Here is a 26,327-nt window from a genome sequence, read left to right on the forward strand (position 1 = left end):
GCGCGAGGGGCACCCCCGATCGGGTGTCCCACGGACTCCGAGCGAGCCCCCGCGCTCAGTCGGCGCCGATGACGGTGCGGATCCGTTCCGGCAGCGGGTACTCCCGCTCGGCGGGCAGCAGGCGCCGCATCGCCTCGTGATCACCCTCCCGGTGGTGCCGGTGGAGCTCGCCCGCCAGGTCGGTGCGGTCGTGCACCGCGACGATCCACTCGTCCACGTAACGCCGCACCGCGTCACCGCCCAATCCCACCTGGATCGCCCGCCGCTCGGTGGGGCGCATGGCGGTGTCGCGTTCGGGGTCCCACTGCACCCGCACCGGACTCTCGGCCAGGCGGGCGCGCCAGTGCTCGTGGTCGCGGTAGCGCCTCGGGTCGAACGAGCTCGCGCAGGAGTGGGCCAGTGCCCACTCGAAGCCCTCCCGCCGCAGCCGCACGGCCAGCACCCGCTCCTGGTCGGGCTTGGTGCCGAAGCCGCAGCGATGCATCATCCAAAGCAGCGAGGGCTTGATCCAGGTCATGCGGTCGCGCTTGAACGGCGCGACGAACGTGCCCGCCCGCAGCGCCGCCTCGGCGATCTCCGGGCGGTAGGCCTGGTAGACGGTGATGGTCCGCTCGTCGAACTCGGCTCGTACGGTTCTGGTCAATGATGGACGTCCTCGTGGAAGTGATCGGGTCGGTGGAACCTGCCGCGGGCTCCCGCACCGGGAGGACCGATATCGGGTAGCGGCCCGCGCCACGCGTTCCTGCTTCACCGGAGCCGGGGTCGTCCGTACGGGCAACCCCGATCGCGTGAGTGGTGGATTCGGCGTGCCCGCGCCGGAACGCGGTCGCGGCTTCGCGGTGCCACCTCGTCGTGGCCTACCCTAGTCCGACGCGGCGGCGGTAACCACGGATTTTTCCGGTTCGTCCCTCGCTCGATGCCGTGATTTCACCCCGAGTCGGTTGACGAATCATCGGTTCGGGGCCTGTGCCGGATTTCATCCGCTCCGCTGTTGCGCGGCGGATGAGGCTTTGTGACCGTGGATCTCGCCGGGACGCACGGTGGTTATCACGACTCGTCGGGTAGCGCTCTCGCCCGGAAGCGGTTCGCCTCGGGCGGGCCGGTACACGATCACCCTCGAAGACCAGGAGCGCACGCGGTGTTCGCCTTCTCCGAGCTACGGATCCCAGTGATCGCCGCGCCGATGGCGGGCGGCCCGTCCACCCCGGAACTGGTGGCCGCCGTCGCCGAAGCCGGCGGCACCGGTTTCCTGGCGGCGGGCTACAAGTCCCCGGAAACCCTGCGGGAGCAGATCGAACGGCTGCGCGGCGACGTCCCGGTCTTCGGCGTCAACCTGTTCGTGCCGGGGGAGCAGTCCGACCGGGGCGAGGCGGTGGCCGCCTACCTGGAGGAACTGCGCGGTGAGGCCGAGCGCTACGCCGCGAAGCTGCCGCAGCCCGACCCGTCCGACCGCGACCGGTTCGAGGAGAAGCTCGACCTGCTGGAACGCGAACCGGTGCCGATCGTCTCCTTCACGTTCGGTGCGCCGCCCCCGGCGGCGGTGGAGCGGCTGCACCGGGTGGGCACGCACGTGGTGGCGAGCGTGACCACGGTGGAGGAGGCCCGGCGGGCCGAGCACAACGGGGCCGACACCCTCACGGTGCAGGGCAGCGAGGCCGGTGGCCACCGCGCGACCTTCCACGTGGACACCCCGGACGACGAGGTGAGCACCCTCGAACTGCTCGTCCGGGTGCGCGCCGCCACCGAGCTGCCGCTGCTCGCGGCCGGTGGGATCTCCGACGGCACCGACATCGCCAACGCGCTGCGGGCGGGGGCCACGGCGGTACAGCTGGGCACCGCCTACCTGCGCTGCCCCGAGGCAGGGACGAACGGCGCGCACAAGGACGCGCTGATCGATCCGCGCTTCGCCGAGACCGCCGTGACCAGGGCGTTCTCGGGCAGGAACGCGCGCGGGCTGCGCAACCGGTTCATCGACGAGCACGACGCCACCGCCCCGGCCGCCTACCCGGAGGTCAACCAGCTCACCAAGCCGCTGCGCGCCGCTGCCGCCGCGCAGGCCGACCAGGACGGGCTGGCGCTGTGGGCGGGGACCGGCTACCGCGAGGCGGGTGATGACCCGGCGGCGCGGATCACCGCCCGGCTCTGGGAGGAGGCCGGGAGCCCGGTGCCCGGTGATTTCGCGAGGAGTTGACGGCGCCCCTCGGGGGCGAGGCCCTGGCGCTTGAACGGGCACCGGGGCACCACCGTAGGGAGCTCGTGGTCAGTGGAAGCGGTTGGTTTCGAGGGCGGCGATGAAGGCCATCCACTGTGCTCGCGTGGTGGCGAGGTGCCCGGTGGTGCGGTTTTTGGTGTGGCGGACGGTCGCGCCGTGAGCTCGGCGCACGCGCCGATCCAGGTAGGAAGCGGGTGATCACCGCTGCCAAGCACATCGGGTGCTATGCGGCGTTGCGCAGCATGGCTCGGTATTGGTGTGCGTCTACGTACAACCGGTCGAGATCGTCACCGTCCGAGGACCACAGGATGCATTCGGGCCGGTCACCTGTTCCACGGCGGCAGAACTCGCGGATCGCGGTTTCCACGCGGTCGAGTGGAATGGTGTAGGCGGGGTGGAACCAGCGTGGGTATCCCGGGTCACCGATGACTGCCGGGTCCCGGGGAGGGCGCGGGTTGACCGAGACCCACCGGTGGCCGTAAAGGGAGTCGACCACTCGGCGCTCTTCGGTGTGTGTCCAGGTCAGCGCTCCGAAGCCGGTACGTGGGTTCGTCGCGATCTGCAGGTAGTTGTCCGGCCACCAGTCGAAGGTATCCGCATCGTGACGAGCGGTGGCGAAGCTGAAGTAGGCATCTTCGCCGGGGGCCATCGCTTCCCACGGGGTGCCCGGGTCCAGGTCGTACAGGACCTTGTTGATCAGCGCTTCGACCTGCTGGGGGGACTCACCGTAGTGGTAGGTCCCGTGGATCACCGCGTTCAAGATCATTGTGGGGCCACTCCCTTCAACGGCCATTCTCGCTGAGAGACGGCGGAGACGACAGTCATGGTGACCTCTCGGGGCAGCAGCGCCCGCACGGCACGCTGGCATCCCAGCGGTGGCCCGCAGACGTAGGGGTGATTGATGACGACGGTCATGTGCGTGATGGCGCTTCCGCGTTCTCGCTGCTGACGCAGCCACATGGCCAGCTTCGTCTCGGCGTGATCGGTACTGTCGATCTTGCTGCCCGGCGGAGAAACCGGAGGGAACTGCTTGGATTTGGTCAAGAAGTCCTGGGCAGCGTCACCGAGTTCCTGCTCGGTAGAGCTTGATAGTGACATGATCTCGTTGCCGTGATCATCGAAGGCGATGGCCCGGGTCGGGCTGTAGTTGTTCGAGGGCGGGATGCGCCTACCGACAGCGGCGAGCCATTCGGGGCTGCCGAACTCGGGGGTGAATTCGTGCGACTGGTCGGACCGCGCTGTGTTCTCCGACGATGGTGTGGCGACCATCGGTGGGCTCGCCTCGTCATCGCTGGGAACTCCGGCGGTCTCGACACCGGGGGCGCCGATGCTGGTCATGTAGGTGCGGATGACCTTGTCGACCGAAACGAGTGCTTTGCCGGCCTCGGTCGTGGTGGACCAGGCCTCGCGGTGGGCCGAGATGCCGGACGACAGGTCTGGGTGGGTGTCGTCGTCGACGACGGCGGCCAGGGCCTGGCCGCTTTCGCCGATGCGGTGGCGGGCTTGGCGGAGAGCGGCCTGGCCTTCGGCGAGTTTGGCCAGTACCAGGGCCAGCTGCTCACCGAGCTTCTCGAGGCTGCTCACAGTGCCTGCCTGTGTTTCCGTCTCGGCGTGCGCGAGGGGTGTGGCTTGCCTGCCGCTGGCGTGGTCGTCGGCGGTGCCCGCCGATGGTGATCGCGGGAGAGACAGCCGAGGAGCGGCGGTCGTGCGGCACGCCTGACGCCGAACTCGCCGTTGGCCTCGATGTCTCCACTCCCCGCGCGTTTCCGGTGACACGTCGACAGGAAGGACGGTCACCGCGCGGCCTCCTGGGGGTGGCCGCTGCTTCGGAGAGGGCGCGCCGCGTGCAGTGGAGCGTCTCATCCTGCTCTGGGGCAGCCGCAGAATCCTCGCCCCCGTCGTCGCGGGCGACGTCCCGGGCATCGCTGACGGCTCGTTCGGTCCGCGCGTGGATCCTGGCGAAGCGGGCAGCTGTCGCACGGCGCGACGGTAGCGCCGCCGACCGACAGCGAGTGCTCTTCAGCGGACGAACCCGTCGCGGAAGACCCTGTTCCCGGTCAAAACGCGGCCGAGCGAAAAGACCGTCCCGGTGCACGCGCACTTTCCGGGACGGTCTGAACGGCTGACCTCAGGCGAAACGGTTGGTTTTGACGGCCGTGATGAAGGCTGCCCATTGTGCTCGGGTGGTGGTGAGGTGCCCGGCGGCGCGGTTTTTGGTGTCGCGGACGGCCGCGCCGTCGGCTAACCGGCCGATCTCGACGCAGTTGGTTTGGTTGCCGCTATAGCTGGACTTGTGCCAGTGGGATGCTGGGCTCATACCGCTTCTTCCTGTTCGTCGATGGTGCCGTCCAGAGAATCCTGGCCCCGTTGTGGTGGAAGGGTCGATCCGGAAGTCGTGTGAGACGGCCGATCGAGAAGATTCTCCGGCACACGAGGACTCGCCGAGACAGTCCCAATGGCTGACCTCAGGCGAAGCGGTTGGTTTTGACGGCCGTGATGAAGGCTGCCCATTGTGCTCGGGTGGTGGTGATATGCCCACCCGTGCGGTCCTTGGTGTCACGGACGGCCGCGCCGTCGGCTAACCGGCCGACCTCGACGCAGTTGTCGGTGTTCGTGCTTCGACTGGATTTGCGCCAGGTGTGTGGCGTGGTCACTGTGTGCTCTCCGTTTCGTTGGTGGCGTCGTCGGTGAGCTCCACGGTTTCGGCCGGGTGCCCGGCGATTTCACGAGGAGTTGGTGGCGCCCCCGCGCCGGGGTGGCTACCGGGGGCCGTCGTGGACTTCGTGTGGTCAGTGGAAGCGGTTGGTTTTGACGGCCGTGATGAAGGCTGCCCATTGTGCTCGGGTGGTGGTGATATGCCCACCCGTGCGGTCCTTGGTGTCACGGACGGCCGCGCCGTCGGCTAACCGGCCGACCTCGACGCAGTTGTCGGTGTTCGTGCTTCGACTGGATTTGCGCCAGGTGTGTGGCGTGGTCACTGTGTGCTCTCCGTTTCGTTGATGGCGTCGCCGATAGTCCCCACGGATTCGGCCGGGCTCATGGCGACTTCGCGTACCCTGTCCAGGGCGTCCAGATACGCTTGAACTTCGTCGCTTTCGTGCAGGAACAATGCCGAGACCCGGTTTTCCAGATGAACGACAGGGGAGCGGGTCCCGTCGAATTCAGCCAGCGAGAACGGGCCTTCGAGCCCTGGATGCCAGCCGCATCTGGTGGGGATCACCCGCAGTTCGACGTTGTCGAGTTCGGCGTATTTGAGCAGCGCCCGTAGTTGATCGACCATGATCTCGCTGTCGCCGATCAGCTGGTTGAGCACGCCTTCGCCGATGAACGCACGCAGGTGCGCCGGGTTCTTCCGCACGATGGCGTCGTGTCGTCCGATCCGTACGGCGACTCGGGTGTCGATCTCGGAGGCGGGGACTCCGCCGGTCGTCATGATCGCTCGTGCGTAGTCGGCAGTCTGAAGCAGGCCGGGGATGAGCAGTGGTGAGACGGTCGTGATCCGGCTGGCCTCTCGCTCGATCTCCAGCAGGGTCGCCAGCTGCCGGTGCTGTTCGGGCATTCCCACGGACAACCAGTGGGAGCCGTCCGGGTCTCTGGCCAGGTCAGCCAGTTGTTCGCGTTGCTCGGCGGTCCCACCCACGGTGGCGAGGTAGGCGGTCACGTCCTCGGGCTTCGGTGCCCGCTGCCCGGTTTCCCAGCGGGACACTGTCGCGTGCGAGGTTTCGAGCAGATCGGCCAACTGCCGCAGACCCATTCCCGCCGCTTCACGCGCGGAACGCAGCTCGGCGCCGAGCGCACGTGCTTTCGGGGTGGTACCAGCCATGCACCACAGCATAACCAGCTGAGTTCTGGACCTGAAGATCACCTGATCAGGGGATTGCGGCAAATTGGTGCCCTCGAACAATCTGTTACAGAACCAAACGCACCACTGGTAACGGTGTGGTGTTGATCGGAGTGAGGGGTGATCGCTCGTGTCGCATCCGTTCGTGTGGGTGCCGGGTGGTGGTGCTCGGCACGCGAGTGGGGACGTGGTGCCGCTGCCGGGGGTGGAGTTTCCGGAGGGTGTGGTGGTCTCGACGTTGTGCGGCGTCGAGGTCTCGGCCGAGACGGGTGAGGTGGCCTGGTTGTGGGGCACGTGCCGCGACTGCGACGAGCGGACGCGGGAGCTCGTCGGGCTGGAGCCGTTGGCCGAGATCGAGCGGCGTGCCGGGGCGGAGGTGCGGTCGTGACCGGTGATCGGGCGAAGTTGGTGATCGTGCTCAAGCACGAGCGGTGGGTGCTGGACCAGGTTGCCTACGACCTGGCCGGTGGTCGGGCCACGGCGCGGCAGTGCGCGGAGACGGCGGTGGTGCTGGAGCGGGTGGCGCGTCTGCTGCGGGAGCACGCGGCGACGGTCTCGTTCGGTGGTGGGGCCGTGGACGGTGTGGTCGATGCGGGTGTGCTGGGTGAACGGGGTGAGGCGTCGTGGTGATGGTGGGTTCGGCGGGTCCGGTGGGGGCCGCGCTGGTGCTGGCCGGGGTGGCGGTGGTGCTGCGGTTCTGGTCGCGGCGGGGTGCCTCGCGTCCGCGCCATGCCGGGGGCAGTGGCCCGGCGGCACGCAGGTTGGCGGCGCTGCGGTTGGAGCCCCATTTCCGGGAGGAGCGGCCCACCGTGGAGCTGATCGGATGGCCGTTGGTTGATCCGGATCGGTGTCCGCACCTGTTCGCGCCGGCGGTGCCGCGGCCGGTGGCGCCGTCACCGGTGCCCGCTGGTGCCGATGTAGGTGCGGCGGCTGGTACCGCGCCCGGTACCGGGGTTGCTGCCGGGGCCGGGGAGGACGGGAGTGTCGAGGTCGGCTCCGGCAGCGTGGCCGAGCATCCGGACCTGGTCGTCATGGGCCGGGTGCTGGCCGGGCTGCGGCGGCTCCGGAGCTCCTGAGCCCCGCCCTTCCGAATCTCCACATACGCCGCCCTCGGCGCGGTCCGTCACGCTCCGGGTGCTCCGACCAGCCCCCGACACGGTGGCGGGACACCCGGGTCGGCCCCGTCCCGGCACCGCCTCGATCCCCCGCGAACCCCACGGGGAGACCGCCGGGGTTCCCGGCCCGATCCCACGTCGATTTCCCGCGAGATCGCGGAGCGCGGCCGGGAAGGGAGCGCGACCGGGAAGGACGCCGGGGACCGGCGGAGGTCTAGGTCTTCCGCGCCAGCAACAGCAGGTGCTGCTCGGTCTCGGCACGGCTCCGTCCGGTGGGCACGAACGGTTCCGAACGGCTCCACAGCACCTCCAGCCCGGCCTCCTCCAGCACGTCCGGCCACTGCTCGGCGGCGAAGCTGGTGGCCCGGATCGGGTACCCCAGGAAGCGCACCACCCGCTGCTCGATGTCGCCGGGCACCGTCAGCAGCGCGAGCATCCCCTCCGGCGCGAGCCAGCGCCGCACCCGCTCCAGCATCGTGCGGATCTCGGTGCGCGAGAGCGTCAGGAACGAGAAGAACGCCACCACCGCGTGAAACGACTCCGGCGGGAAGTCCCGCTCCCGGATGTCGGTGAGCTCGAACCGAGCTTCCGGCACCCGCCGGCGGGCCAGCTCGATCATGGTGGCCGAGACGTCCAGGCCGGTCACCCCGCAGCCCGCGCCGGACAACCGCTCCGAGACCGGGCGCCCGGTGCCGCTGCCCAGGTCCAGCACCTCGTCATCGGGCCGCAGCCGTGCCAGCAGCGCGTCCAGCCCCTCCCACACCAGCGGCGCCTCGTGGAACGCCGCCTCGTAGTCGGCCCCGAGCTGGTCGAAGACCTCGGCCGGGTCCAGCACGCCGTCCGAATCCACGTCGACTCCCAAGCGCAGCGAGCGGTTACCGCTCCCGATGCTGCTGCGAAACCACCGCCGCGTCCCGCAGAAACGCCGAAACGCGCGCGAAAGTACCGGCCGCCGAGCCGCCGACGAGCCGGTGGGGTCGGCGATGCTCCACGAACACCGCCGACCCCACCGGGCAACTCGTCACGGAACCGAGTCCCGGTCGCCTCAGCTCGTGGCCACGGACTCGTTCGAACCCGCCCGCTCCGAGGTCGCCGCCTCGGCGGACTCCTCGGCGTGCGGGGCGGGCCGCGCCGCGATCGCCACCGCGGCCGCGCCCAGCGCACCGATGGCGGCGAAGGCGTAGAAACCCCACGGGTAGGCGATACCGGCCGTGAGCAGCGCGCCGCCGATCAGCGGGCCGCTGATGGCACCGATCCGCCCGACACCGGTGGTCCAGCCCAGCCCGGTGGCCCTGCTGTCCACCGGGTAGCTGCGCCCCACGAAGGCGTAGACCAGCACCTGGGCGCTGAACACGAAGAACCCGGCGAGGAACACCGCGACGTACAGCCCGAAGGCGGGCAGCTTCACGCTGAGCAGCGCCAGCATCACCGCCGCCGCGCCGAACCAGCAGACCGTGGAGCCCTTCACACCGGCCTTGTCGGCCACGCGGCCCGCCACGACCAGCCCGACCACGGCACCGGCGTTGAGCGTCAGCAGCAGCCCAAGCGAGGTGCCCAGCGGGTAGCCGGCGGTGCGCATGATCTCCGGCAGCCAGGTGTTGAGCCCGTAGACCAGGATCAGCCCCAGGAACGAGGTGATCCAGAAGGCCAGCGTGGAGCGGGCCGTGCCGTCGCGGAACAGCAGCGTGATGCTCTGCCGTGCCGAGGCGCCGTGCGACTCGGTGGACCTCGCCGCCTTCTCCCGGAAGACCTCGGACTCGGGCAGGTAGCGCCACATCAGCGGCACCAGCACCACGGCGGGCAGCGCCCCCGCCACGAACATCGCGTGCCACCCGAACGCGGGGATCAGCCCGATCCCCAGCAGCGCGGTCAGCACCGCGCCCACGTGGTAGCCCGTCATGATCGTGGTGGTGGCGCTGCTGCGCCAGGAGCCGCGCGCGTACTCGGTGGTCAGCGTGATCGCGGTCGGCAGGCAGCCGCCGAGGCCCAGACCCGCCAGGAAGCGCAGCAGCCCGAAGGCGAACACCGAGGGCGCGACCGCGCACAGCAGCGTGAACAGCGAGAAGGTGGACACCGCCACCAGCAGCACCTTGCGGCGCCCGATCAGGTCGGTGACCGTGCCGATCGTCAGCGCGCCGACCATCATCCCGATCAGTCCGACCGTGGAGACGACCGAGGCGCTGGCCGGGGTCAGCCCCCACACCCCCTCGTCGAGCATCACCGGCAGCACCGATCCGAGCACCACCAGGTCGAAGCCGTCCAGCAGCACCGCCGCCCAACACAGCGGCAGCACCCAAGCGGCACCCGCGCGGCTCGTCGTTTCAACACCCGCCACAGCACTCTCCTAGCTGGGTTGGACGTGGTTGGAAATCCGCACCGGTCATTCGTTCGCGCTCCGCTGCCGCCGCGCGGGCGAGCCGTGGTGTGGCTCGTCCTGGCCCGGGAGGGAGCGGTGACCGTCGGGTAGCAGAGTGACTTTGACCCAAGTCATATGTCCAATACCATCTCGTGACGGTAGTCATACGATCAACATATGCGGCACGGCTGTGCTGCGACGGACGGCGGAAGTGGAACTACGACACCTGCGGTATTTCGTGACCATCGCGGAGGAGCAGAGCCTCACCCGCGCGGCAGCCCGATTGCACATCGCGCAACCACCCCTGAGCGCGCAGCTGCGCAAGCTGGAGACGGAGCTGGGAACCACCCTGGTCAACCGCACCGCGCGTGGTGCCCAGCTGACCGAGGCGGGACGGGTGCTGCTGGACGAGGCGCGGCGCATCCTGCACGAGGTCGAGCAGGCCACCAGGATGACCAGGGAGGTCGGCAGCGGGCTGGTGGGCAGGCTCGCGCTGGGGTTCATCCCCTCGGCGTCCAACGCGGTGCTGCCGCCCATCCTGCGCCAGTTCAAGGCGGAGTACCCCGACGTCACGCTGCACCTGCAGGAGATGCGCCCCGACGAGATCGTGGACCGGCTGCACGACCGGCGAATCGACGCCGGGATGTTCTACCTGCCGTTCGAGGACCCCTCGCTGCACGTGCGGGCCGTCGCCGAGGAGTCGCTGGTGCTCGCGCTGCCCGCCACCCACCGGCTGGCCGACCGGGACCGGGTGCGGCTCGACGAGGTCTCCGACGAGCCGTTCATCCTGCCCGCCCGGCACGGCAGCATGCCGGGGCTCTACGCGATCGTGGTCGAGGCCTGCGAACGCGCGGGCTTCACCCCTCGGGTGGTCCAGCGCGACGTCTGGTTGATGCAGACCATCGTCGGACTGGTGGCCGGTGGCATGGGGGTGGCCGTGGTGCCCGCCTCGATGCGCAGGGTGCACCGCGCGGGGGCCGTCTTCCGCTCGTTGAGCGACGTCACCGAACAGGCGCAGACCGCCGTCTCCTGGCGACGCGGCAGCACACCCCCGGTGCTGCGGTCCTTCCTCGACATCGTGACGGCCGGGCCGCCCGCGCCGGACGCCGCCCCCGAGTGAAACGGTCCCGAAGGCGCCGCTACTCCGATCGACTTACCCTTCACCACCGGTTGTGGACCTCGACCCGCCACCGGCGTATGCGTTGTGCCATGCGAGCTGACTGGCGGGTGGAGCTCCCCGGCCGGATGCTGCTGCTCGGCTGCGGGGCCGTTTCCCGGTGCCTGCAACCGCTGCTGCTGCGCCACATCGACATGGACTTCCGCCGACTGACCATCATGGACAAGCTCGACTCGCGGGCCCACGCCGAAGGGGCGCTGGCACGGGGAGCGCGCTTCGTGCGGCACCGGATCACGCGGTGGAACTACCCGAACACCCTGGCGGAGCAGCTCGGCGAGGGTGACGTGCTGATCAACCTCACCTGGGACGTCGACTCCCTGGACCTGCTGCGGTGGTGCCACTCCCACGGGGTGCGCTACCTCGACACCTCGCTGGAGATGTGGCCGTCCGAAAACGACTCCACCACGAGCGCCGCGGACCGCACCACCTACCGCAGGCACGGCGAGCTGTACGAGCTGGCCGCCCGACTCGACCCGGCCGGCCCCACGGCGGTGGTCGAGCACGGCGCCAACCCCGGGCTGGTCAGCCACCTGGCCAAACGCGCGCTGCACGACGTCGCCACCGCGATGCTGGACGACCGCTCCGCCGGAGCCGAGCCCCGCCCCGACGGTGCTGACGAGCTGGAGTCCGCGCTGGCGGAGGCCGACTACGCCCGGATCGCCATGGCGAGCGGCACGAAGGCCGTCCACATCTCCGAGCGGGACACCCAGCGCGGCAGCGTCCCGAAACGCGTCGGCGAGTTCGTCAACACCTGGTCGGTCAAGGGCTTCCAGGAGGAGGCCACGGCGCCCGCCGAGCTGGGCTGGGGGACCCACGAACGGTGCCTGCCGCCGCGGGCGGTCACGCACGGGAGCGGGCCGGGCAACCAGATCTACCTGGCGCGGACCGGAATGAGCACCTGGGTCCGCTCCTGGGTGCCCACCACGGGGCCGATGCTGGGGATGATGATCAGCCACGGGGAGACCTACACCATCGGTGAGCGGCTCACCGTCCGCGACGACGAGGGCGAGCCGGTCTACCGACCCACCGTGCTGTTCGCCTACCTGCCCAGCGACCCCGCGTTGGCCTCGTTGCACGAGTTCCGGATGGCCGGCTACCGGACGCAGTCGGAGCGGCGGATCATGGACGACGAGATCGTAGGAGGAGCCGACGAGCTGGGTGTCCTGCTGCTGGGGCACGGCCGTGGCGGCTGGTGGACCGGCAGCCGCCTGGACATCCACCGCGCCCGCTCGCTCGCTCCCGGGCAGAACGCGACCACCCTGCAGGTGGCCGCCGCCGTGCTCGGGGGATTGCGTTGGATGCTGTTTCACCCGAACCGGGGGTTGTGCGTGCCGGACGACCTCGACCACGATGAGGTGCTGGCGGCCGCCGAGCCCTACCTCGGCGACTGCCCTTCCGTGCCGACCGGTTGGACGCCGCTCGACGGCCCCGACGACCGGCTCGACGCACCACCGTGGGAACCGGACGAGGATCCCTGGCAGTTCACCAGCGTCCTGGTGCGCTGAACACCCCGGCGAACGGGGCCGTACCGCTCCCGCCGGGCACCCGTCGTGAGCGTGGTCACGCCGACCTCCCTCCGGAGGCGCCGTATCGTGCTCCTCCGGTGCTCCCACCACCGGACGAGCGGCGAATCGTGTGTTCGCCGCACCTGTCCGGTGTCGGCTCGTTCCGGCACCGTGGAAAGCGTCCTTCACAGCGCTTTCCCCGAAAAGGTGCGAGACGAGACATGAGTGTTCTGACGAGGTCCACCACCACCGACGACGACGTCGTCGACGAGCTCTGCTCGGCCGTGTTCGCGGCGCTACGCAGAAGAGACCAGCGACGTCGCGGCGAGCAGTACGTACGCGGCCTGCTGTCCACCACCGGGCGTCGCTCCATCCGCAACATCGCGACGACCGTCGGTGGTGAGGCGGCGGCGCAGAACCTGCACCACTTCGTGCACAGCTCCACCTGGGACTGGACGGCGGTGCGCGAGCGGCTCGTGGCACACCTGCGTGAGCGGATCACCCCCGCCGCGTGGGTGGTGCGCCCGCTGTCCATCCCGAAGACCGGCGATCACTCGGTCGGTGTGCTCTCGTGCGCCAACAAGCAGCAGGCCTTCGGACTGTGGCTGACCGACGGGCGGTCGTCCTTCCCGGTGGACTGGCGGCTGTACCTCACCTCGGAGTGGCTGGGCGACCACAGTCGACGGGGCAAGGCCGCCATCCCGACGGGGGTCGGTACGGAGACGCTGGGGCAGTGCGCGGCGAACGTGGGACTCGAAGCCGCCCGGCGGTGGGGACCGCTGCGCGCCCCGGTGGTGTTCGACAACGACTCCATCGACGTCGACGTGTTCGGCACCGGTCTGTCCACCGCCCCGTTCCCCTTCCTGCTGCGGGTGCGGACCGACAACCACTTCGTCGTCACCGACCCCACACTTCCGGGATACGGCGCCGGTCCGCTGACCGCGCGACGACTGCTCGAATCGGTTCGAGGGCTGCGCAGGCCCGTGGAGTGGCTCGACCCGGCCACCGGAAACCGCCACACCAGCCCGGCCGTGGCCGTTCCGGTCGCTCCGGCACCGCAGCGGGCGGCCACGGGCACCAAGGGGCAGGAGCTTCGCCTCGTGGGGGAGTGGTCGGACCCGCGAGGAGCACCGCAACGCATGTGGCTGACGAACGCCCGCACCCCCTCGGTCGAGACTCTGCTGCGGAGCAGCAAACTCCCCCGCCGCGTCAGCCGGGACAGCGAGGAGGTCGGTGAGACAGTCGGGTTCCGGGACTTCGAGGGGCGCACGTTTCCCGGCTGGCATCGGCACATCACGCTGGCCTCGCTGGCGCACACCGCCCGCGTGCTCACGCGCGGCGAGGACTACTGAGCACTTCGGCCGGAACGGCCGGTGAGCAGCACCCGGTCGTCGTTCTCGCGCAGCGTGTGGCGGGCGCGGTGCAGTCGCAGCGCCAGCTGGATCTCCAGCAGTTGGTCCGGGTGTTGCCATCCCGGTCCCAGCAGGGTGGTCACGCGTTCCAGCCGCCGGGAGACGGTGTTGGGGTGCACGTACAACGCCTCGGCGGCGTTGGTGGGGCTGTTGCCGGAGTGCAGATAGGCCTGCAACGTCCGGACCAGCTCCGTGGACTGCGCCGCGTCGTACTCCAGCACCGGTCCTATGGCCGAGCGGATGAAGCTGTCCACGTCGTGGTTGTCGGACAGCAGCATCCCCAGGAAACCGAGTTCGTCGGCGGCGGCGGACTGTCCGGTGTTGCCCAGCGCCGTGAGCGCGTCCAGGCAGCGCACCGCCTCCCGGTAGGTGTCGAGCAGTGCGGCGGTGCCGGAGAATGGGCCGGCCGCTCCCACGGTGACAGGATGGTCCAGCAGCCCGGAGAGTTCCTCGAAGACCGCGCGTCCCTCGGCCGAGGCGTCCGAACCGGGCAGCAGCAGGACCAGTTTGTCGCCCCGGACGTTCTTCAACCCCGACCGGCGTGCCGTGTAGGAGGAGGCCCAACCCGCCGCTCTGCCGAGGCCTTTGCCCTCGGGGCGGGCGATCACCACCGTGTGCGGTTCGTTCAGGTCTATCGACAGCCGTCTGGCCCGTTCAGCGTACTGTTCTGGTGTCAGCCAGGAGCAGTTGAGCAGGTCCTCGAACAGCTCCTCCCGCAGCTGCCCCTCGGCGAACGCCGTGCCGCGCTGGATCAGCAGCAGGATCGACACGCTCTGCGCGAACAGCGACAACAGCCGCAGCTCGTGCTCACCCGGCTCTCGTTCCCGCCGCATCAGCAGGGTGCCCAGCTGTTCCTGGCCCGCCGAGACGGGGCAGGACCAGATCCTGCGCAGCGGTTGGAAGGGGATCTCCCCGTCCGACACGTCGGCCGATATCCACCGGTGCTCGATGTCCTCGATCTCCGGGATCTTTCCGGAGGCGCACAGTTTGTTGCCGAGGTTGTCGCGCAGCTGCAGGGTTCCGCCGAGTTCCTTGGCCGCCTCGCAGAGCAGGGTTCGCAGGCCGCACCCGCGCAGCACGAGATCGAGCAGCCGACTGTGGGTGTCGTGCAGCTTGTGGGCCACGCGCGAGTAGTGCACCGAGTCCGAGGTGTCCTGTCGCAGCGCGTCGAGCTCGTTTCTCGTGCTCTCCAGCAGCCTGGTCCGATCGACGGCCACCGACACCAGCTCACCCAGCGAGGACATCAGGGTGATCTCCTCGCCTCGGAAGACGTGCTCGGTTCTGGTCGCCACGTAGAGGGTTCCCAGGTCGGTGTTCTCATCGACCAGCGGCACGGCCAGGACAGCGCACAGTCCTTCGGCGCGGATCATCTCGGCGACGGCCTCGGAGTGCGTGAACCGGTCGTCGGTGAGGTAGTCGGCGGACCAGAACGGAACCGAGTGCCGTCTCGCCCGGTCGCCGAGCTCTTCGTGCTCGGGGAGCTGGAGACCGAGGGTCAATGTGGAGATGTGTCCGTCGGCGGCCCGCACGTTGTAGTGGTCGTCCGCCGGATCGCGGAGAGCCAGCCAGGCCATGTCGAGGTTCAGCAGCAGACGCGCCCGCTTCACGACCAGCCGCAGTAGGGGCTCTGTCTCCCGCGGGCGGGCCAGGTCACGCGCCGTCTCGACCAGACCGGCCGTGCCCGCGTCCCGCTGGGGGAGGGGGTGTGAGGTGTTCGCCACCAGCCGGGCCAGTTCGTCCGCCCTGTCGATCCGCTTCACTGTCTCGGGATCGTCGTGCTCCTGACGAAGTCGCTCCGCCCACTGTTCTATTCGGGAGGTGGGAGCTTTCGAGGCCAGAAGTTCGAGGAAACCGAGCAGTTCGTCACCCGGAACAGCGCTTTGCGTGGTCACCGATCCGTTCCCCCTAGTTCGGCGTACTGGCGGCACAAGATTAACAACGTTTTCGCGCTAACCGGACATAGCGGAATCCAGAGTTGACAAAAAATTGTCCTAACAGGGCGAATCCCCTGCCATGTCCAGATCGTGAGCGGGGCGCGGTGGCTCGGGGAGGCCCGCGGCGAGAACGATCGCTCGGGTGAAGTGTTTCCGGGTCCGTTTCCGAAGGGTTCGCGATGACGGGTTCGGCGGGTCAGGGCCGCTGAACGCTGTTCTCGGGGACGGCCCCGGTGTTCTCGCCGTGCCGGTGGGTTCCGCAGTGGGGTTCGAGTGAACGTGCCACCAGCTCTGGGTCGCTTCCCAGGGATTTCAGTGTCCTGACGGTGCGGCTCGCCCGCAAGTGCGTGTTCAGCAGGTTGTCCCCCCGCAAGCAGTGCCGCGCCGCGGCCGACTCCAGCACCGAGGGCGAGACCGCCTGAGCCGTGTTCCAACCGACCAGGGCGGGTACGTGCCAGGCGCGGAGATCGGTCCACATGAGCCTGGGGGGCCGGGCGCCGGCAGTGCGCAGCACCCGCCACCAGTCACCGCTGAGGTGTGTTTCCCGCTGCCGGTACACCAGTCGTGCCACCGCCGTGCCCGCCCGGTTCTTGTTGGCCACGGCCTCGGCGGAGGAGCACAGGTCCAGCTCCCGGTTGACCTCCGCGTCGAGGATTCCCACCGGTAGCGAGGTCACCGCCGTGATGTCGTGCAGGCGGACACCGTCCTCCAGCGCACGTTCGGTGCCGGTGAGGTGGGCGTCCAGCACGCGCCGGTAGCGCTCCACGGATAGGATGCCGGTACTGTTCACCCCGATCCCGCGCGTCAGGCATTCCTGGTAGGCGTCGATTCCGGCGTCCGTCGCCGGGAGCTGCACCAGCAGATTGGGGCGCCCCACCTCACGGCGCATCGACCGCGCGGCGTCGACCAGCGCTTGCGCGTCGTCTCCCGGATGCGGCCGCAGGGGGACGGACACGTAACCGTCACGTGCCCCGGTCTCCTCGTACGTCTTCCGGAAATCGTCGCACGCCCGTCGGATCAGGGACGGTGATTCGGCATGGTGGCGCAGTGTTTCGCCGAACCATTTCCCACTGTCGATCAGTCGTCCGAACTCCCGCTTCGTGAGGGAGCCACGAACATCGCCGGTCATCCAGGCGACCACTCCCTCTGCGGCGAGGCATTCGAGAAGTTCACTGGCCGCGTGGGTGATCATAGGGATGAACGATAAACGAAATTCGGGTGAATGTTAAGCGCGGTAACCGTCTTCGTCAGGTCCGTTCCCGCGCGATTCGGTGAACTCCCTGAGGATTCGGATCGTCTTCCGTGGCCGCTGCCGAATCCGGCCCCGCTCCGGCACGCGATACTAGCAGAAATCCACCGGAAGGTGTGGCGCGTTGCTTTCCGGTGGTGCGGCGGGGACGCTTTTTTCGTGCCGCCGTTGCCGTGGGCCGAAAATCGACCACCCCGCCTCCGGGCGCGGGGTGGTCCTCCTCACCGGGTGACGTCCGATCAGCTCTCCTGACGCCTCGGTCGTTCCCGGAGCGTCCACAGCGTCAGCACGGCCGTGCCGAGCAGGGCCACCGCCGCGGTGTTGAACGCGAAGGAGTACCCGGCCGTCTCCGCGAACCGCGCTCCGGTCTCCTCGTCCAGCAGCGAACCGGTGTGCGCGGTCGCCAGCGAGACCAGCAGTGCCAGCCCGGCGGTCGGGCCGGTCTCCATGGCGGTGTTGACCAGGCTCCCGGCGAGCCCGGAGCGCTCGTCGTCCACTCGCGAGAAGACCTTCACCGTCGCGCCGGAGAACATCATGCTGATCCCGACCGGCAGGACCAGCAGTCCGGCCAGCAGGGTGCCCACGTACGGGCTGTCGGCCGCCATGGCCCCGAGCAGCGCCAGTCCCGCCGCGGCGAGCACCGAGCCGACGACCGTGACGTTGCGGGCACCGAAGCGGCGGACCAACCGTGCCACGGAGATGCCGGACAGGAACAGCACCAGACTGAACGGCAGGAACGCGGCGGCGGTGCCGAGCGGGGACATACCCGCCACCTGCTGGAAGTACAACGACATCAGCATGAACATGGTCGAGATCGCGGTGGCGCCCGCCAGGATCACCCACAGGGCACCGAGCCGGTGCCCGGACTTCAGGAAGTCCAGCGGCAGCAGCGGGTCCGCCGTCTTCCGTTCCACGACCGCGAATGTCGCCAACAGCACCACGCTGATCGCGATCGGACCGAGCACGGCCAGCGAGATCCAGGAGTGCTCCGCCGCGTAGACCAGGCCGTAGCTGAGCGCGGTCAGCCCCGCCGTCGCCAGCACCGCGCCCTTGACGTCGAGTCCGCCCCGCACGTTCGTCTTCCCGGCGGGGAGCAGTGGTCCGCTCAGCGCCAGCGCGAGCACCGCGGCGACCACCGGCACGGCGAACGTCCAGCGCCAGGACACCCAGGTGGAGACGGCTCCGGAGGCAAGCGTCCCCGCGGCGGCTCCCATCGGTGACAGACCGCCCCACACGGCCATGGCGCGCGCGTGTCGGCCCGGATCGGGGAAGACTGCCCCCACCAGTGCCATGGCGGCCGGGGCCGCCAGTGCCGCGCCCGCTCCCTGCAGGAACCTGCTGATCGTCAGCGTCCAGAACTCGGGCGCGATCCCCGCGGTGAGGGAGGCGCCGCCGAACAGCGCGAGGCCGGTCGTGAACAGCCGCCGACGACCGTAGAGGTCGGCTGCTCGACCGCCCAGCAGCAGCAGACCGCTGAAGGACAGGCCATAGGCGGCGTTGACCAGCGTCAGGCGGCTCGCGGAGAGCCCCAGCTCCGCCTCGATCCTGGGCAGCGCCACCGCCAGCATCGTGATCGCCATGATGAGCACGATCTGCACCGCGGCCAGCAGGAAGAAGGCCGCGTTCGAACGCGACTGTCCGCTGCGTCGTCCTCCTTCCGCGCAGGCGGCGGCGTCTTGGGAACCGACAGTCATCGAACACCTCGAAATTCCGGACTTTTGTTTCCGTGCGGAGTATGCGAACCTCCGGTGTACCCGGCAACCGAGCCTCCTCATTTCGTCAGGTCCGAGCCTGTTTTCCACTCGATCTGACGAAGTGTGCGGATCGGGTTGCCGATCACTTCGATCGATTCCCAGGATGTGTGGCGGCTCCCTGGGGGAGACAACGGGACGGTGTGGTCGGCGCGAGGTTTTCGTCGAAACGCGCCCCTTTCCGTTCCGCGACGCGTTCGAATCTTACTTGACGAGGATGTTCACCATGAGTGGTTTAAATCGGAGAAGAATGCTCACCGGTGCTGCGGGAGCTCTGACGGCCACGGGCATCGCCGCCGCGAGCGGTGGGAGCGGTGCGGGCAGGGCGCTGGCCGTCGAGACGAGTGCCTCGGGACAGCCGTTCGACTCGGTCAAGATCGGACCCAACGATCTGCGCTACCCCGAGTTGACCAAGGGCATGAACCAGCGCTGGGTCAGCAAGCCCGATCACATCCGCATGGTGGCGACCACGGACCAGGTGGTCAAGGCCGTTCAAGAGGCCGCGAGCGCGAACAAACGCCTCACCGTCCAGGGAGGGGGGCACTGCTACGCCGACTTCGTGCACAACCCGAACGTCGATGTCGTGATCAACATGAGCGAGATGAAGAACATCTATTTCGATCAGGGCCGATCGGCGTTCGTGGTCGAGGCGGGCGCGACGTTGATGGAGGTCTACGAGACCCTCTTCAAGATCTGGGGGGTCACCCTGCCGGGCGGGATGTGCTTCTCGGTCGGCATGGGCGGTCACGTCCCCGGCGGTGGTTACGGTCTTCTCTCCAGGAAGGAGGGGCTGATCGCGGACCACCTGTACGCGGTGGAGGTGGTCACCGTGGACGGCAGCGGGAGGGCGAAGTCCGTCATCGCCACCAGAGAGGCCGACGATCCGAACCGTGACCTGTGGTGGGCGCACACCGGCGGCGGTGGTGGAAACTTCGGAGTGGTCACCCGCTACTGGTTCAGGTCCCCCGGCGTAACCGCCACCGACCCAGGCTCGCTGCTTCCTCGTCCGCCGGAGGAGCTGCTGGTCAACGCCGTCTCGATCCCCTGGTCGGACCTGGACAGCGCGAGTTTCACCCGGTTGGTCAAGAACTACGGCACCTGGTTCGAGAACAACAGCGCTCCGGGTTCCCCGGGCGCGTCGTTGTCCAGTTTCCTGCTGGTAAACCACAAGGCGAACGGCAGCGCCGGTCTGCTGACCGTGGTGGACGGCTCCGACCCGAACGCCGATTCCCTGCTGCGCGACTACCTCGACAGGCTCTTCGCGGGGGCCAACGTGCGGACCCGCCCGCTCAGCGAGCCGGTCGGGGAGATGAGCGCCGCTCCCGAGCTCTACCAGCCGGTGCGGTTGCCCTGGTTCCGCGCCACTCGATTACTCGGAACCAACAACCCCACGCTCAACGATCCGACCATGCGTGCCGACTACAAGTCGGGCTATCTCAAGCGGAGCTTCACCGAGAAGCAGATAGCGACCATGTACGAACAGCTGACACGCACCGACCACGCCAATCCGAACTCGATAATGGTCCTGCTCTCCTACGGCGGCGCCATCAATTCGGTGGCCCCGGACGCCACGGCCTCGGCGCAGCGCGACTCGGCGTTCAAGGTGTTGGTGGAGAGCTTCTGGTCGCGGAAGTCGGATGATTCGGCCAATGTGAACTGGTGCAGGTCCATATACAATGGTATATTCGCGGAAAAGGGTGGATATCCGGTTCCGGACGACCGCGCCGACGGTTGCTACATAAACTACCCGGACATGGACATAACCGACCCGGAGCACAACAAGTCCGGCGTCCCCTGGTACAAGCTCTACTACAAGAACAACTACCCGAAACTCCAGCGGGTCAAGAAGAATTACGACCCGACCAATTTCTTCCGCCACTCGCAGTCGATAAAACTGCCCTCCGCGTGAGGCGACGTGGAGTGTGGAGCGGTGGTTCGTCCGTCCGAAGTCAAGTGATACCGGCTCGGTCGGAAAAGTGAAAAAGGTATCCGCTACGATTAGGGAGTAAGAAAGATGGCCGCACGTTTCGACGGCAAGGTCGCATTCGTCACGGGAGCAGGGTCCGGCATCGGCAGGAGGAGCGCCCTCTCGTTCGCCGCCGAGGGAGCCACCGTGGTCGTCGCCGATCACAACAGCGAGACGGCCGACCAGACCGTCAAGACGATCGAGGACAACGGCGGCAGGGCCAGCGCGGTCAACGTCGACGTCACCGACTCGGCGTCGGTGCGCAACGGTGTGCAGACCGCTGTGAGCCGTCACGGCTCCCTGGACATCGCGCACAACAACGCGGGTATCTTCCCCATGCCGGGCGCGTTCGCCGACACCGAGGAGAGTACCTGGCACTCCGTGATCGCCATCAACCTGACCGGTGTGGCCCTGTGCATGAAGCACGAGATCAACCACATGCGCGAGAACGGTGGCGGTGTCATCGTCAACGCCGGTTCCAACATCGGTGACCACGCCAGGTTCGGCGGTGTCGGCCCCTACGTGGCCTCCAAGGCCGGAGTCAGCAACATGAGCCGGTCGGCCGCGCGTGACCACATCCAGGACGGTATCCGGATCAACGTCGTCAGCCCTGGTGCGTCCGACACCAAGATGACCTTCCTGCCCGGTGAGTCCGAGGAGGACCGCGCCGCCAGGCTCACCGGTGGCATCCCGGCGGGCAGGCTGGCGGACCCGAGCGAGATCGTCTCGGCGGTGCTCTGGCTCGCCTCCGACGAGGCCAGCTTCGTCGTCGGTCACGACCTGGTGGTCGACGGCGGGGCCAGTGCGTGAGGTCCCACCGACCCGGCACCCGGGAACGGGTGCCGGGTTCTTCCTCGAACATCCGCAAGGCGGTGTGACGCTACGATGACCGTACTCAGTTGGACCGTCCCGTTACGCCCCGCCGAGACACGGGCTGGCCTGCGGCTCGATCGGGACGAGATCATGCGGAGCATGCGGGACAAGGCCGAGAACCCCGCTGCCTACATTCCCTACATAGCCTCCTGCGAGGTTCACGAGCGCTATCACGACGGGATTCTCCGGGAGATCACGTACAGCAGCGGCGAGCGCGTCGTGGAACGGGTCACCTACGGCTCGGACGGTCGTTTCGTGTTCGACGTCAGGGACCCGATCGACGTGGACCGCGTGGTCAACCAGGTCTTCGAGTCGGGCGGCGAATTCCACTTCGTCCTCGAAGTCACCCTCTCGGAGGAGGGTGAGAGAAAGGCGATGAGCGACCGGGAATTCCTGAAGGAGACCTCTTCACTCTTCGCCGGTTCACTTCTGACCATCGTGGAAGCCACCGTGCGGCACCCCTCGACCGCGGTGTGAGGCGGTCCCGGTTTTCGACATCATCCGAGTTCGACACCGGCAGACTCGGATCCCTTCTCGTGAGAGGCCGATATCATGTGCGGACTTACCGGATGGGTGAGTTACCAACGTGACCTGACCGGACAGACCGAAATCATCGACGCGATGACCAGGACCATGGAGTGCCGTGGCCCCGACGACGGGGGGACCTGGGTCTCCGAGCACGCCCTGCTCGGCCATCGCAGGCTCTCCATCATCGATCCGGCCGCGGGCGCTCAACCCATGCCCGCCGAAGCCGAGGACGACTCGTTACCCGTGATCAGCTACACCGGCGAGGTCTACAACTACCGGGAGCTCCGGGACGAACTGGCCGAGCTCGGTCACCGGTTCCGAACCGGTACCGACACCGAGGTCGTGCTGCGCGCCTACCAGCAGTGGGGCGCGGAGTTCCCGGAGCGCCTGAACGGGATCTACGCGATGGCGATCTGGGACCCGCGCAGCGAGGAACTGCTGCTGGTGCGGGACAGGATGGGTGTCAAACCGCTGTACTACTACCCCACCGAGGACGGTGTGCTGTTCGGGTCGGAACCGAAGGCGGTGCTCGCCCACCCGGAGGCCGAGGCGGTCGTTGACGCCGACGGGCTGCGGGAGATCTTCGGCATAGTCAAAACCCCCGGACACGGCGTGTTCCGCGGCATGCACGAGGTCCGGCCGGCCACGGTGGTGCGCTTCGGCCGGGACGGGCAGCACACCACCCAGTACTGGCAGCTGCGCGCCCGCCCGCACACCGACGACCTCGACACCACGATCCGCAAGGTGCGCGAACTGCTGGAGGACATCGTTCAACGCCAGCTCGTCGCCGACGTGACCGTGGGCACGCTGCTCTCCGGTGGCATGGATTCCAGCGCGGTGACCGCCCTGGCCGCCCGCGCGCTGCGGGAGAAGGGGCACGAGCAGCCGGTTCAGGCCTTCTCCGTCGACTTCAAGGGGCACTCCGAGCGGTTCGCCTCGAACGTGCAGTGGGAGGACCCCGACACCCCCTTCGCGATAGAGGTCGCCGAGCACGTCGGTGCCGAGCACATCATCGTCGAGCTGGACAACCAGGACGTCCTGGATCCGGAGGTGCGCGAGTCCGTGCTGCGCGCCCAGGACCTGCCCGTCTCGACCGGGGACATGGAGTACTCCCTGCTGGTCCTGTGTCGCGAACTGCGCAAGCGCATGACGGTCGCGCTGTCCGGTGAGGCCGCCGACGAACTCTTCGGGGGCTACACCTGGTTCCACGACGAGGAGGCCGTACAGGCGGACACGTTCCCCTGGCACCACCCCTTCGAGAAGGCGGGCGGGATCGGCGCTCTCCGGCAGGTGGGGCTCTGGGACAGGCTCGAGATGGACGAGTACGTCAAGCGGCGTTACACCCAGGCGCTGGAAGAGGTGCCACGCCTGGAAGGGGAGACGGGTACCCGTGAACGGATGCGGGAGCTGACCTACCTCAACCTCACCCGCTGGGAGAACTTCCTGCTCGACCGCAAGGACCGCATCAGCATGGCCGCGAGTCTGGAGGTCCGGGTGCCGTTCACCGACCACAGGCTGGTGGAGTACGTCTACAACACCCCGTGGGAGATGAAGAACTTCGACGGTCGGGAGAAGAGCTTGCTGCGTGAGGCGCTGCGCGGTGTGCTGCCGGACTCGGCCCTCGACCGGAAGAAGAACCCCTACCCGTCCACCCAGGACGAGAAGTACGAGACGGCGCTGCGCGAGCGCGTCGAGGGTCTGCTCACGAAGGGTTCCCCCGTGCTGGACCTGGTCCCCGAATCGGGGATTCGCTCGTTGCTGGACGAACCGTTCGGCACCTACGGCGTGGGCGGACCGTGGGGAGCCCGCGCGGTGCTGGAGAGGCTGGTGGAGTTCGACAACTGGGTGACCGAGTACAACGTCCGCGTGGAGCTCTGAGCCGCGAGCGGTCGTTCCCGCGGCTTCGGTCCCGCCGGGGCGCCGGTGGTGAGCCTCACGGCGGCTCGGGGCCGGGCGCGAACCGGGGGCGTGGTGTCACGGCCTCCCCGAATGGCCGGTCACCACACCGGCTTCCCCTCCGGAGGAGAGCCGAGAGGCCCTGAGTCGGGCACCGTGTCCATCCGCTCGTTCTCCCCGCCGGCCCGTCGTGAGGCGGGCCGGTTTTTCTGGGGCGGACGCTCCCCGGAACGTGAGCCCGCGGTCGGGGTTAGAGAATTTTCTCCGTGAATTCCGATTTTCGTTTTCTTTCGGTGCTGTCGGGCTGCTTCGCCGGGGGTTTGATTTTCGTGTTTTTCGATTCGGGTATCTGACGAAGTGTGTCCTGTTCGCTGTTTGTGATCGTTTTTCCGGGTAGAGTCGTCCGGTGTTGTCACGAGATTTTGACCATATTTTTCGAGGAGAGGTGATCCGGGATGACTTCGCTGTCGGAGTCGATTCCCTCGGAATCCCGCGACGTCGGACTCGGCGAGGTGGCCGAGGACGTCCTGTCCCGCCCCGCCCAGCAGCAACCCCAGTGGCCCGACCGTGAGCACGCCTCAGACGTCGGTGAGCGGTTGTCCCGATTACCGGCGCTGGTCGACGCGGTCGACGTCCGGGTGCTGCGCGGCCTGCTGGCCGACGTCGCCAGGGGAAAGATGCGGATCGTGCAGTCCGGTGACTGCGCCGAGGATCCCGCGGAGTCCACCCCCGAGCACGTCGCCCGCAAGACCGGCCTGCTCGAGTCCGTGGCGGGCGTGCTCAAGATGAACACCAACAAACCGGTGCTGCGCGTGGGCCGGATAGCGGGCCAGTTCGGCAAACCACGCTCCAAGCCCACCGAGTGGATCGACGGTCGTGAACTGCCCGTCTACCGCGGCCACATGGTCAACACCCTGGAACCGACCGAGCACGACCGTGCTCCGAACCCCGAGCGGATGCTGAGCGGTTACCGGGCCGCGCGGGAGGTGATGAACCTGCTCGGCTGGCCGGGAGCGGCCACCGGATCCCTCATCGACCCTCCGGTGTGGACCAGCCACGAGGCCCTGCTGCTGGATTACGAGCTGCCGCTGACCCGCCGCGATCCGACGGGCGTGCCGGTGCTCGGCTCCACCCACTGGCCGTGGATCGGGGAGCGCACCCGCCAGGTCGAGGGGGCGCACGTCGCGTTGCTCTCCGGTGTGGTCAACCCGGTGGCGTGCAAGGTCGGCCCCACCATGACAGCCGAGGAGATCGTGGCGCTCTGCGAGAGGCTGGACCCGGAACGCGTTCCCGGCAGGCTCACCCTCATAGCCCGCATGGGAGCCGAGAAGGTCGGTGAGTGCCTGCCACCGCTGGTGCGTGCCGTGCGAGCCTCGGGGCACCCGGTGATCTGGCTGAGCGATCCCATGCACGCCAACACCGTCAGCCGCGCCGACGGGATCAAGACCCGACTGGTCGGCACCGTGGTCGACGAGGTCCGGAACTTCCAGCACGCGGTGGAGAGCGCGGGAGGTGTCGCCGGGGGTCTGCACCTGGAGACGACACCGGAGGACGTCACCGAGTGCGTTTCGGACAGTGCGACGACGCACGGAGTGAACCACAACTACACCACGCTGTGCGACCCCCGGCTCAACTCCGAACAGGCGCTGCGCGTCGTTTCGGCCTGGCGCTGAACCGGCGCCGCGCCAGCGAGGACGATCGGACGAAGGGTGTCGGAATTGCGGAACAGAACGGCTCTCGTCACCGGTGCGGCGGGAGGAATAGGCGAAGCGGTGGTCCGCGAGCTCGCCAGGAACGGTGTGCGGGTGGCCGCGGTCGACCGGGACGAGCAAGCGCTGCGCGGGAAAGTGGCCGAGATCGCGGTCGACGGGAACGAGGTATCGGCGTTTCCCGCCGACGTGAGCTCCAGCGAGCGGGTCGAGGAGATCGTGGAAACCGTCGAGACCCGGCTGGGGCCGCTGGACTACGTGGTCAACGCGGCGGGCGTGCTGCGGCTGGGGGAGGCACGTCACCTCACCGACGAGGACTGGTCGAGCACCTTCGCGGTGAACACGGCCGGTGTGTTCCACGTCTCCAGGGCGGCGGTCAACCGGATGGTGCCCAGAGGTGGCGGCGCGATCGTCACGGTCGCCTCCAACGCCGCGCAGACACCGCGAGCGGACATGGCGGCCTACGCCGCCTCCAAGGCGGCGACCACCATGTTCACCAAGACCCTCGGTCTGGAGGTCGCCAAGTACGGCATCAGGTGCAACACGGTGGCTCCCGGCTCCACCGACACACCGATGCTCGGGTCGATGTGGCAGGACGAGACCGGGCGTGACGCGACGATCGCGGGGGTTCCCGAGAAGTACCGCGTGGGGATTCCACTCGGCAAGCTCGCGCTGCCCTCCGACATCGCCGACGCGGTGGTCTTCCTGCTCAGCGACCGTGCCTCGCACATCACCATGCACGCCCTGACGGTCGACGGCGGGGCGGCGCTCGGAGGTTGAGCCTGTTTCTCGGCGGCTCCCGC

At 68.5% G+C, this 26,327-nt stretch carries 26 protein-coding genes; 13 read left to right on the forward strand and 13 right to left on the reverse strand.

Annotated features, from left to right (window positions below; translation table 11 throughout):
- Positions 1-55 precede the first annotated feature (55 nt).
- The gene (locus BLQ75_RS15890) at positions 56-643 is read right to left on the reverse strand and encodes a DUF4291 domain-containing protein (RefSeq protein ID WP_043578228.1); all 588 of its coding nucleotides are present in this window, start codon (positions 641-643) and stop codon (positions 56-58) included.
- Between the two features lie 495 nt (positions 644-1,138).
- Here BLQ75_RS15890 and BLQ75_RS15895 point away from each other — a divergent pair, with 495 nt between their 5' ends.
- Positions 1,139-2,191 carry an NAD(P)H-dependent flavin oxidoreductase gene (locus BLQ75_RS15895; RefSeq protein ID WP_092603090.1) on the forward strand — a complete coding sequence of 351 codons (1,053 nt, stop codon included), beginning with the start codon at positions 1,139-1,141 and terminating at the stop codon, positions 2,189-2,191.
- A 69-nt stretch (positions 2,192-2,260) separates the two neighbouring features.
- On the opposite strand, the gene BLQ75_RS15900 is transcribed toward BLQ75_RS15895, so the two are convergent.
- The 7 genes from BLQ75_RS15900 to BLQ75_RS15930 all read right to left on the reverse strand — a co-directional run bounded on the left by BLQ75_RS15900 (position 2,261) and on the right by BLQ75_RS15930 (position 6,035).
- On the reverse strand, positions 2,261-2,383 hold the full coding sequence (locus tag BLQ75_RS15900; RefSeq protein ID WP_244515614.1) for a DUF397 domain-containing protein: 123 nt from the start codon (positions 2,381-2,383) through the stop codon (positions 2,261-2,263).
- A gap of 52 nt (positions 2,384-2,435) precedes the next feature.
- Positions 2,436-2,978 carry an Imm1 family immunity protein gene (locus tag BLQ75_RS15905; RefSeq protein WP_170837528.1) on the reverse strand — a complete coding sequence of 181 codons (543 nt, stop codon included), beginning with the start codon at positions 2,976-2,978 and terminating at the stop codon, positions 2,436-2,438.
- A complete protein-coding gene (locus tag BLQ75_RS15910; protein WP_170837529.1) occupies positions 2,975-3,796 on the reverse strand; it encodes a DddA-like double-stranded DNA deaminase toxin in 822 nt (273 codons plus the stop codon). Before BLQ75_RS15910 ends, BLQ75_RS15905 begins: the two co-directional genes overlap by 4 nt.
- Before the next feature lie 544 nt (positions 3,797-4,340).
- A complete protein-coding gene (locus BLQ75_RS15915; protein ID WP_092603098.1) occupies positions 4,341-4,529 on the reverse strand; it encodes a DUF397 domain-containing protein in 189 nt (62 codons plus the stop codon).
- A 148-nt stretch (positions 4,530-4,677) separates the two neighbouring features.
- A complete protein-coding gene (locus BLQ75_RS15920) occupies positions 4,678-4,866 on the reverse strand; it encodes a DUF397 domain-containing protein (protein WP_092603100.1) in 189 nt (62 codons plus the stop codon).
- 135 nt (positions 4,867-5,001) lie between these two features.
- Positions 5,002-5,190 carry a DUF397 domain-containing protein gene (locus BLQ75_RS15925; protein WP_043578239.1) on the reverse strand — a complete coding sequence of 63 codons (189 nt, stop codon included), beginning with the start codon at positions 5,188-5,190 and terminating at the stop codon, positions 5,002-5,004.
- Complete coding sequence (locus BLQ75_RS15930; RefSeq protein WP_170837530.1) at positions 5,187-6,035, reverse strand: helix-turn-helix domain-containing protein; 849 nt, start codon at positions 6,033-6,035, stop codon at positions 5,187-5,189. The genes BLQ75_RS15925 and BLQ75_RS15930 overlap by 4 nt, the downstream gene beginning before the upstream one ends.
- Positions 6,036-6,183: 148 nt before the next feature.
- On the opposite strand from BLQ75_RS15930, the gene BLQ75_RS15935 reads away from it, so the two are divergent.
- From BLQ75_RS15935 to BLQ75_RS15945, 3 genes are read left to right on the forward strand one after another with little or no spacing between them, the layout of a single operon-like run.
- Positions 6,184-6,441, forward strand: a complete 258-nt coding sequence (locus tag BLQ75_RS15935) for an HC3 family zinc finger protein (RefSeq protein ID WP_092603104.1) — start codon at positions 6,184-6,186, stop codon at positions 6,439-6,441.
- On the forward strand, positions 6,438-6,683 hold the full coding sequence (locus BLQ75_RS15940; RefSeq protein WP_092603106.1) for a hypothetical protein: 246 nt from the start codon (positions 6,438-6,440) through the stop codon (positions 6,681-6,683). The genes BLQ75_RS15935 and BLQ75_RS15940 overlap by 4 nt, the downstream gene beginning before the upstream one ends.
- Complete coding sequence (locus BLQ75_RS15945; protein WP_092603108.1) at positions 6,677-7,129, forward strand: hypothetical protein; 453 nt, start codon at positions 6,677-6,679, stop codon at positions 7,127-7,129. Before BLQ75_RS15940 ends, BLQ75_RS15945 begins: the two co-directional genes overlap by 7 nt.
- 253 nt (positions 7,130-7,382) lie before the next feature.
- Here the strand turns inward: BLQ75_RS15945 and BLQ75_RS15950 are convergent, their stop codons facing one another.
- Together BLQ75_RS15950 and BLQ75_RS15955 are read right to left on the reverse strand one after the other, a co-directional pair.
- Complete coding sequence (locus BLQ75_RS15950) at positions 7,383-8,018, reverse strand: class I SAM-dependent methyltransferase (protein ID WP_211481406.1); 636 nt, start codon at positions 8,016-8,018, stop codon at positions 7,383-7,385.
- A 195-nt stretch (positions 8,019-8,213) separates the two neighbouring features.
- Complete coding sequence (locus BLQ75_RS15955; protein WP_092603110.1) at positions 8,214-9,503, reverse strand: MFS transporter; 1,290 nt, start codon at positions 9,501-9,503, stop codon at positions 8,214-8,216.
- Between the two features lie 232 nt (positions 9,504-9,735).
- Between BLQ75_RS15955 and BLQ75_RS15960 the strand changes: the two genes are divergently transcribed.
- From BLQ75_RS15960 to BLQ75_RS15970, 3 genes are all read left to right on the forward strand, one after another.
- Positions 9,736-10,644: a LysR family transcriptional regulator gene (locus BLQ75_RS15960; protein ID WP_244515616.1), complete on the forward strand. Its 909-nt coding sequence runs from the start codon at positions 9,736-9,738 to the stop codon at positions 10,642-10,644.
- 89 nt (positions 10,645-10,733) lie between these two features.
- Positions 10,734-12,206, forward strand: a complete 1,473-nt coding sequence (locus BLQ75_RS15965; RefSeq protein ID WP_092603112.1) for a saccharopine dehydrogenase NADP-binding domain-containing protein — start codon at positions 10,734-10,736, stop codon at positions 12,204-12,206.
- 221 nt (positions 12,207-12,427) lie between these two features.
- Positions 12,428-13,558: an IS701 family transposase gene (locus tag BLQ75_RS15970; protein WP_092603114.1), complete on the forward strand. Its 1,131-nt coding sequence runs from the start codon at positions 12,428-12,430 to the stop codon at positions 13,556-13,558.
- On the opposite strand, the gene BLQ75_RS15975 is transcribed toward BLQ75_RS15970, so the two are convergent.
- The 3 genes from BLQ75_RS15975 to BLQ75_RS15985 all read right to left on the reverse strand — a co-directional run bounded on the left by BLQ75_RS15975 (position 13,552) and on the right by BLQ75_RS15985 (position 18,495).
- The gene (locus BLQ75_RS15975; RefSeq protein WP_170837531.1) at positions 13,552-15,510 is read right to left on the reverse strand and encodes a helix-turn-helix domain-containing protein; all 1,959 of its coding nucleotides are present in this window, start codon (positions 15,508-15,510) and stop codon (positions 13,552-13,554) included. The genes BLQ75_RS15970 and BLQ75_RS15975 overlap by 7 nt on opposite strands.
- A gap of 238 nt (positions 15,511-15,748) precedes the next feature.
- Complete coding sequence (locus BLQ75_RS15980; protein ID WP_092603118.1) at positions 15,749-16,744, reverse strand: transaldolase family protein; 996 nt, start codon at positions 16,742-16,744, stop codon at positions 15,749-15,751.
- Positions 16,745-17,040: 296 nt separating this feature from the next.
- Positions 17,041-18,495, reverse strand: a complete 1,455-nt coding sequence (locus tag BLQ75_RS15985; RefSeq protein ID WP_092603120.1) for an MFS transporter — start codon at positions 18,493-18,495, stop codon at positions 17,041-17,043.
- 283 nt (positions 18,496-18,778) lie between these two features.
- Between BLQ75_RS15985 and BLQ75_RS15990 the strand changes: the two genes are divergently transcribed.
- From BLQ75_RS15990 to BLQ75_RS16015, 6 genes are all read left to right on the forward strand, one after another.
- Positions 18,779-20,461, forward strand: coding sequence for an FAD-binding oxidoreductase (locus tag BLQ75_RS15990; protein ID WP_092603122.1), 1,683 nt, complete (start codon positions 18,779-18,781; stop codon positions 20,459-20,461).
- Between the two features lie 105 nt (positions 20,462-20,566).
- A complete protein-coding gene (locus BLQ75_RS15995) occupies positions 20,567-21,328 on the forward strand; it encodes an SDR family NAD(P)-dependent oxidoreductase (protein WP_092603124.1) in 762 nt (253 codons plus the stop codon).
- A 75-nt stretch (positions 21,329-21,403) separates the two neighbouring features.
- Positions 21,404-21,868 (forward strand): AtaL-like protein, encoded by a 465-nt coding sequence (locus BLQ75_RS16000; RefSeq protein ID WP_092603126.1) that lies wholly within the window; start codon positions 21,404-21,406, stop codon positions 21,866-21,868.
- 75 nt (positions 21,869-21,943) lie between these two features.
- The gene (gene asnB / locus BLQ75_RS16005; RefSeq protein WP_092603128.1) at positions 21,944-23,797 is read left to right on the forward strand and encodes an asparagine synthase (glutamine-hydrolyzing); all 1,854 of its coding nucleotides are present in this window, start codon (positions 21,944-21,946) and stop codon (positions 23,795-23,797) included.
- Between the two features lie 473 nt (positions 23,798-24,270).
- Positions 24,271-25,488, forward strand: a complete 1,218-nt coding sequence (locus tag BLQ75_RS16010) for a 3-deoxy-7-phosphoheptulonate synthase (protein ID WP_092603130.1) — start codon at positions 24,271-24,273, stop codon at positions 25,486-25,488.
- A 45-nt stretch (positions 25,489-25,533) separates the two neighbouring features.
- A complete protein-coding gene (locus BLQ75_RS16015) occupies positions 25,534-26,304 on the forward strand; it encodes a 2,3-dihydro-2,3-dihydroxybenzoate dehydrogenase (RefSeq protein ID WP_092603289.1) in 771 nt (256 codons plus the stop codon).
- Positions 26,305-26,327 lie beyond the last annotated feature (23 nt).

It is taken from the genome of Actinopolyspora xinjiangensis, from assembly GCF_900104475.1.
Classification (GTDB): domain Bacteria; phylum Actinomycetota; class Actinomycetes; order Mycobacteriales; family Pseudonocardiaceae; genus Actinopolyspora; species Actinopolyspora xinjiangensis.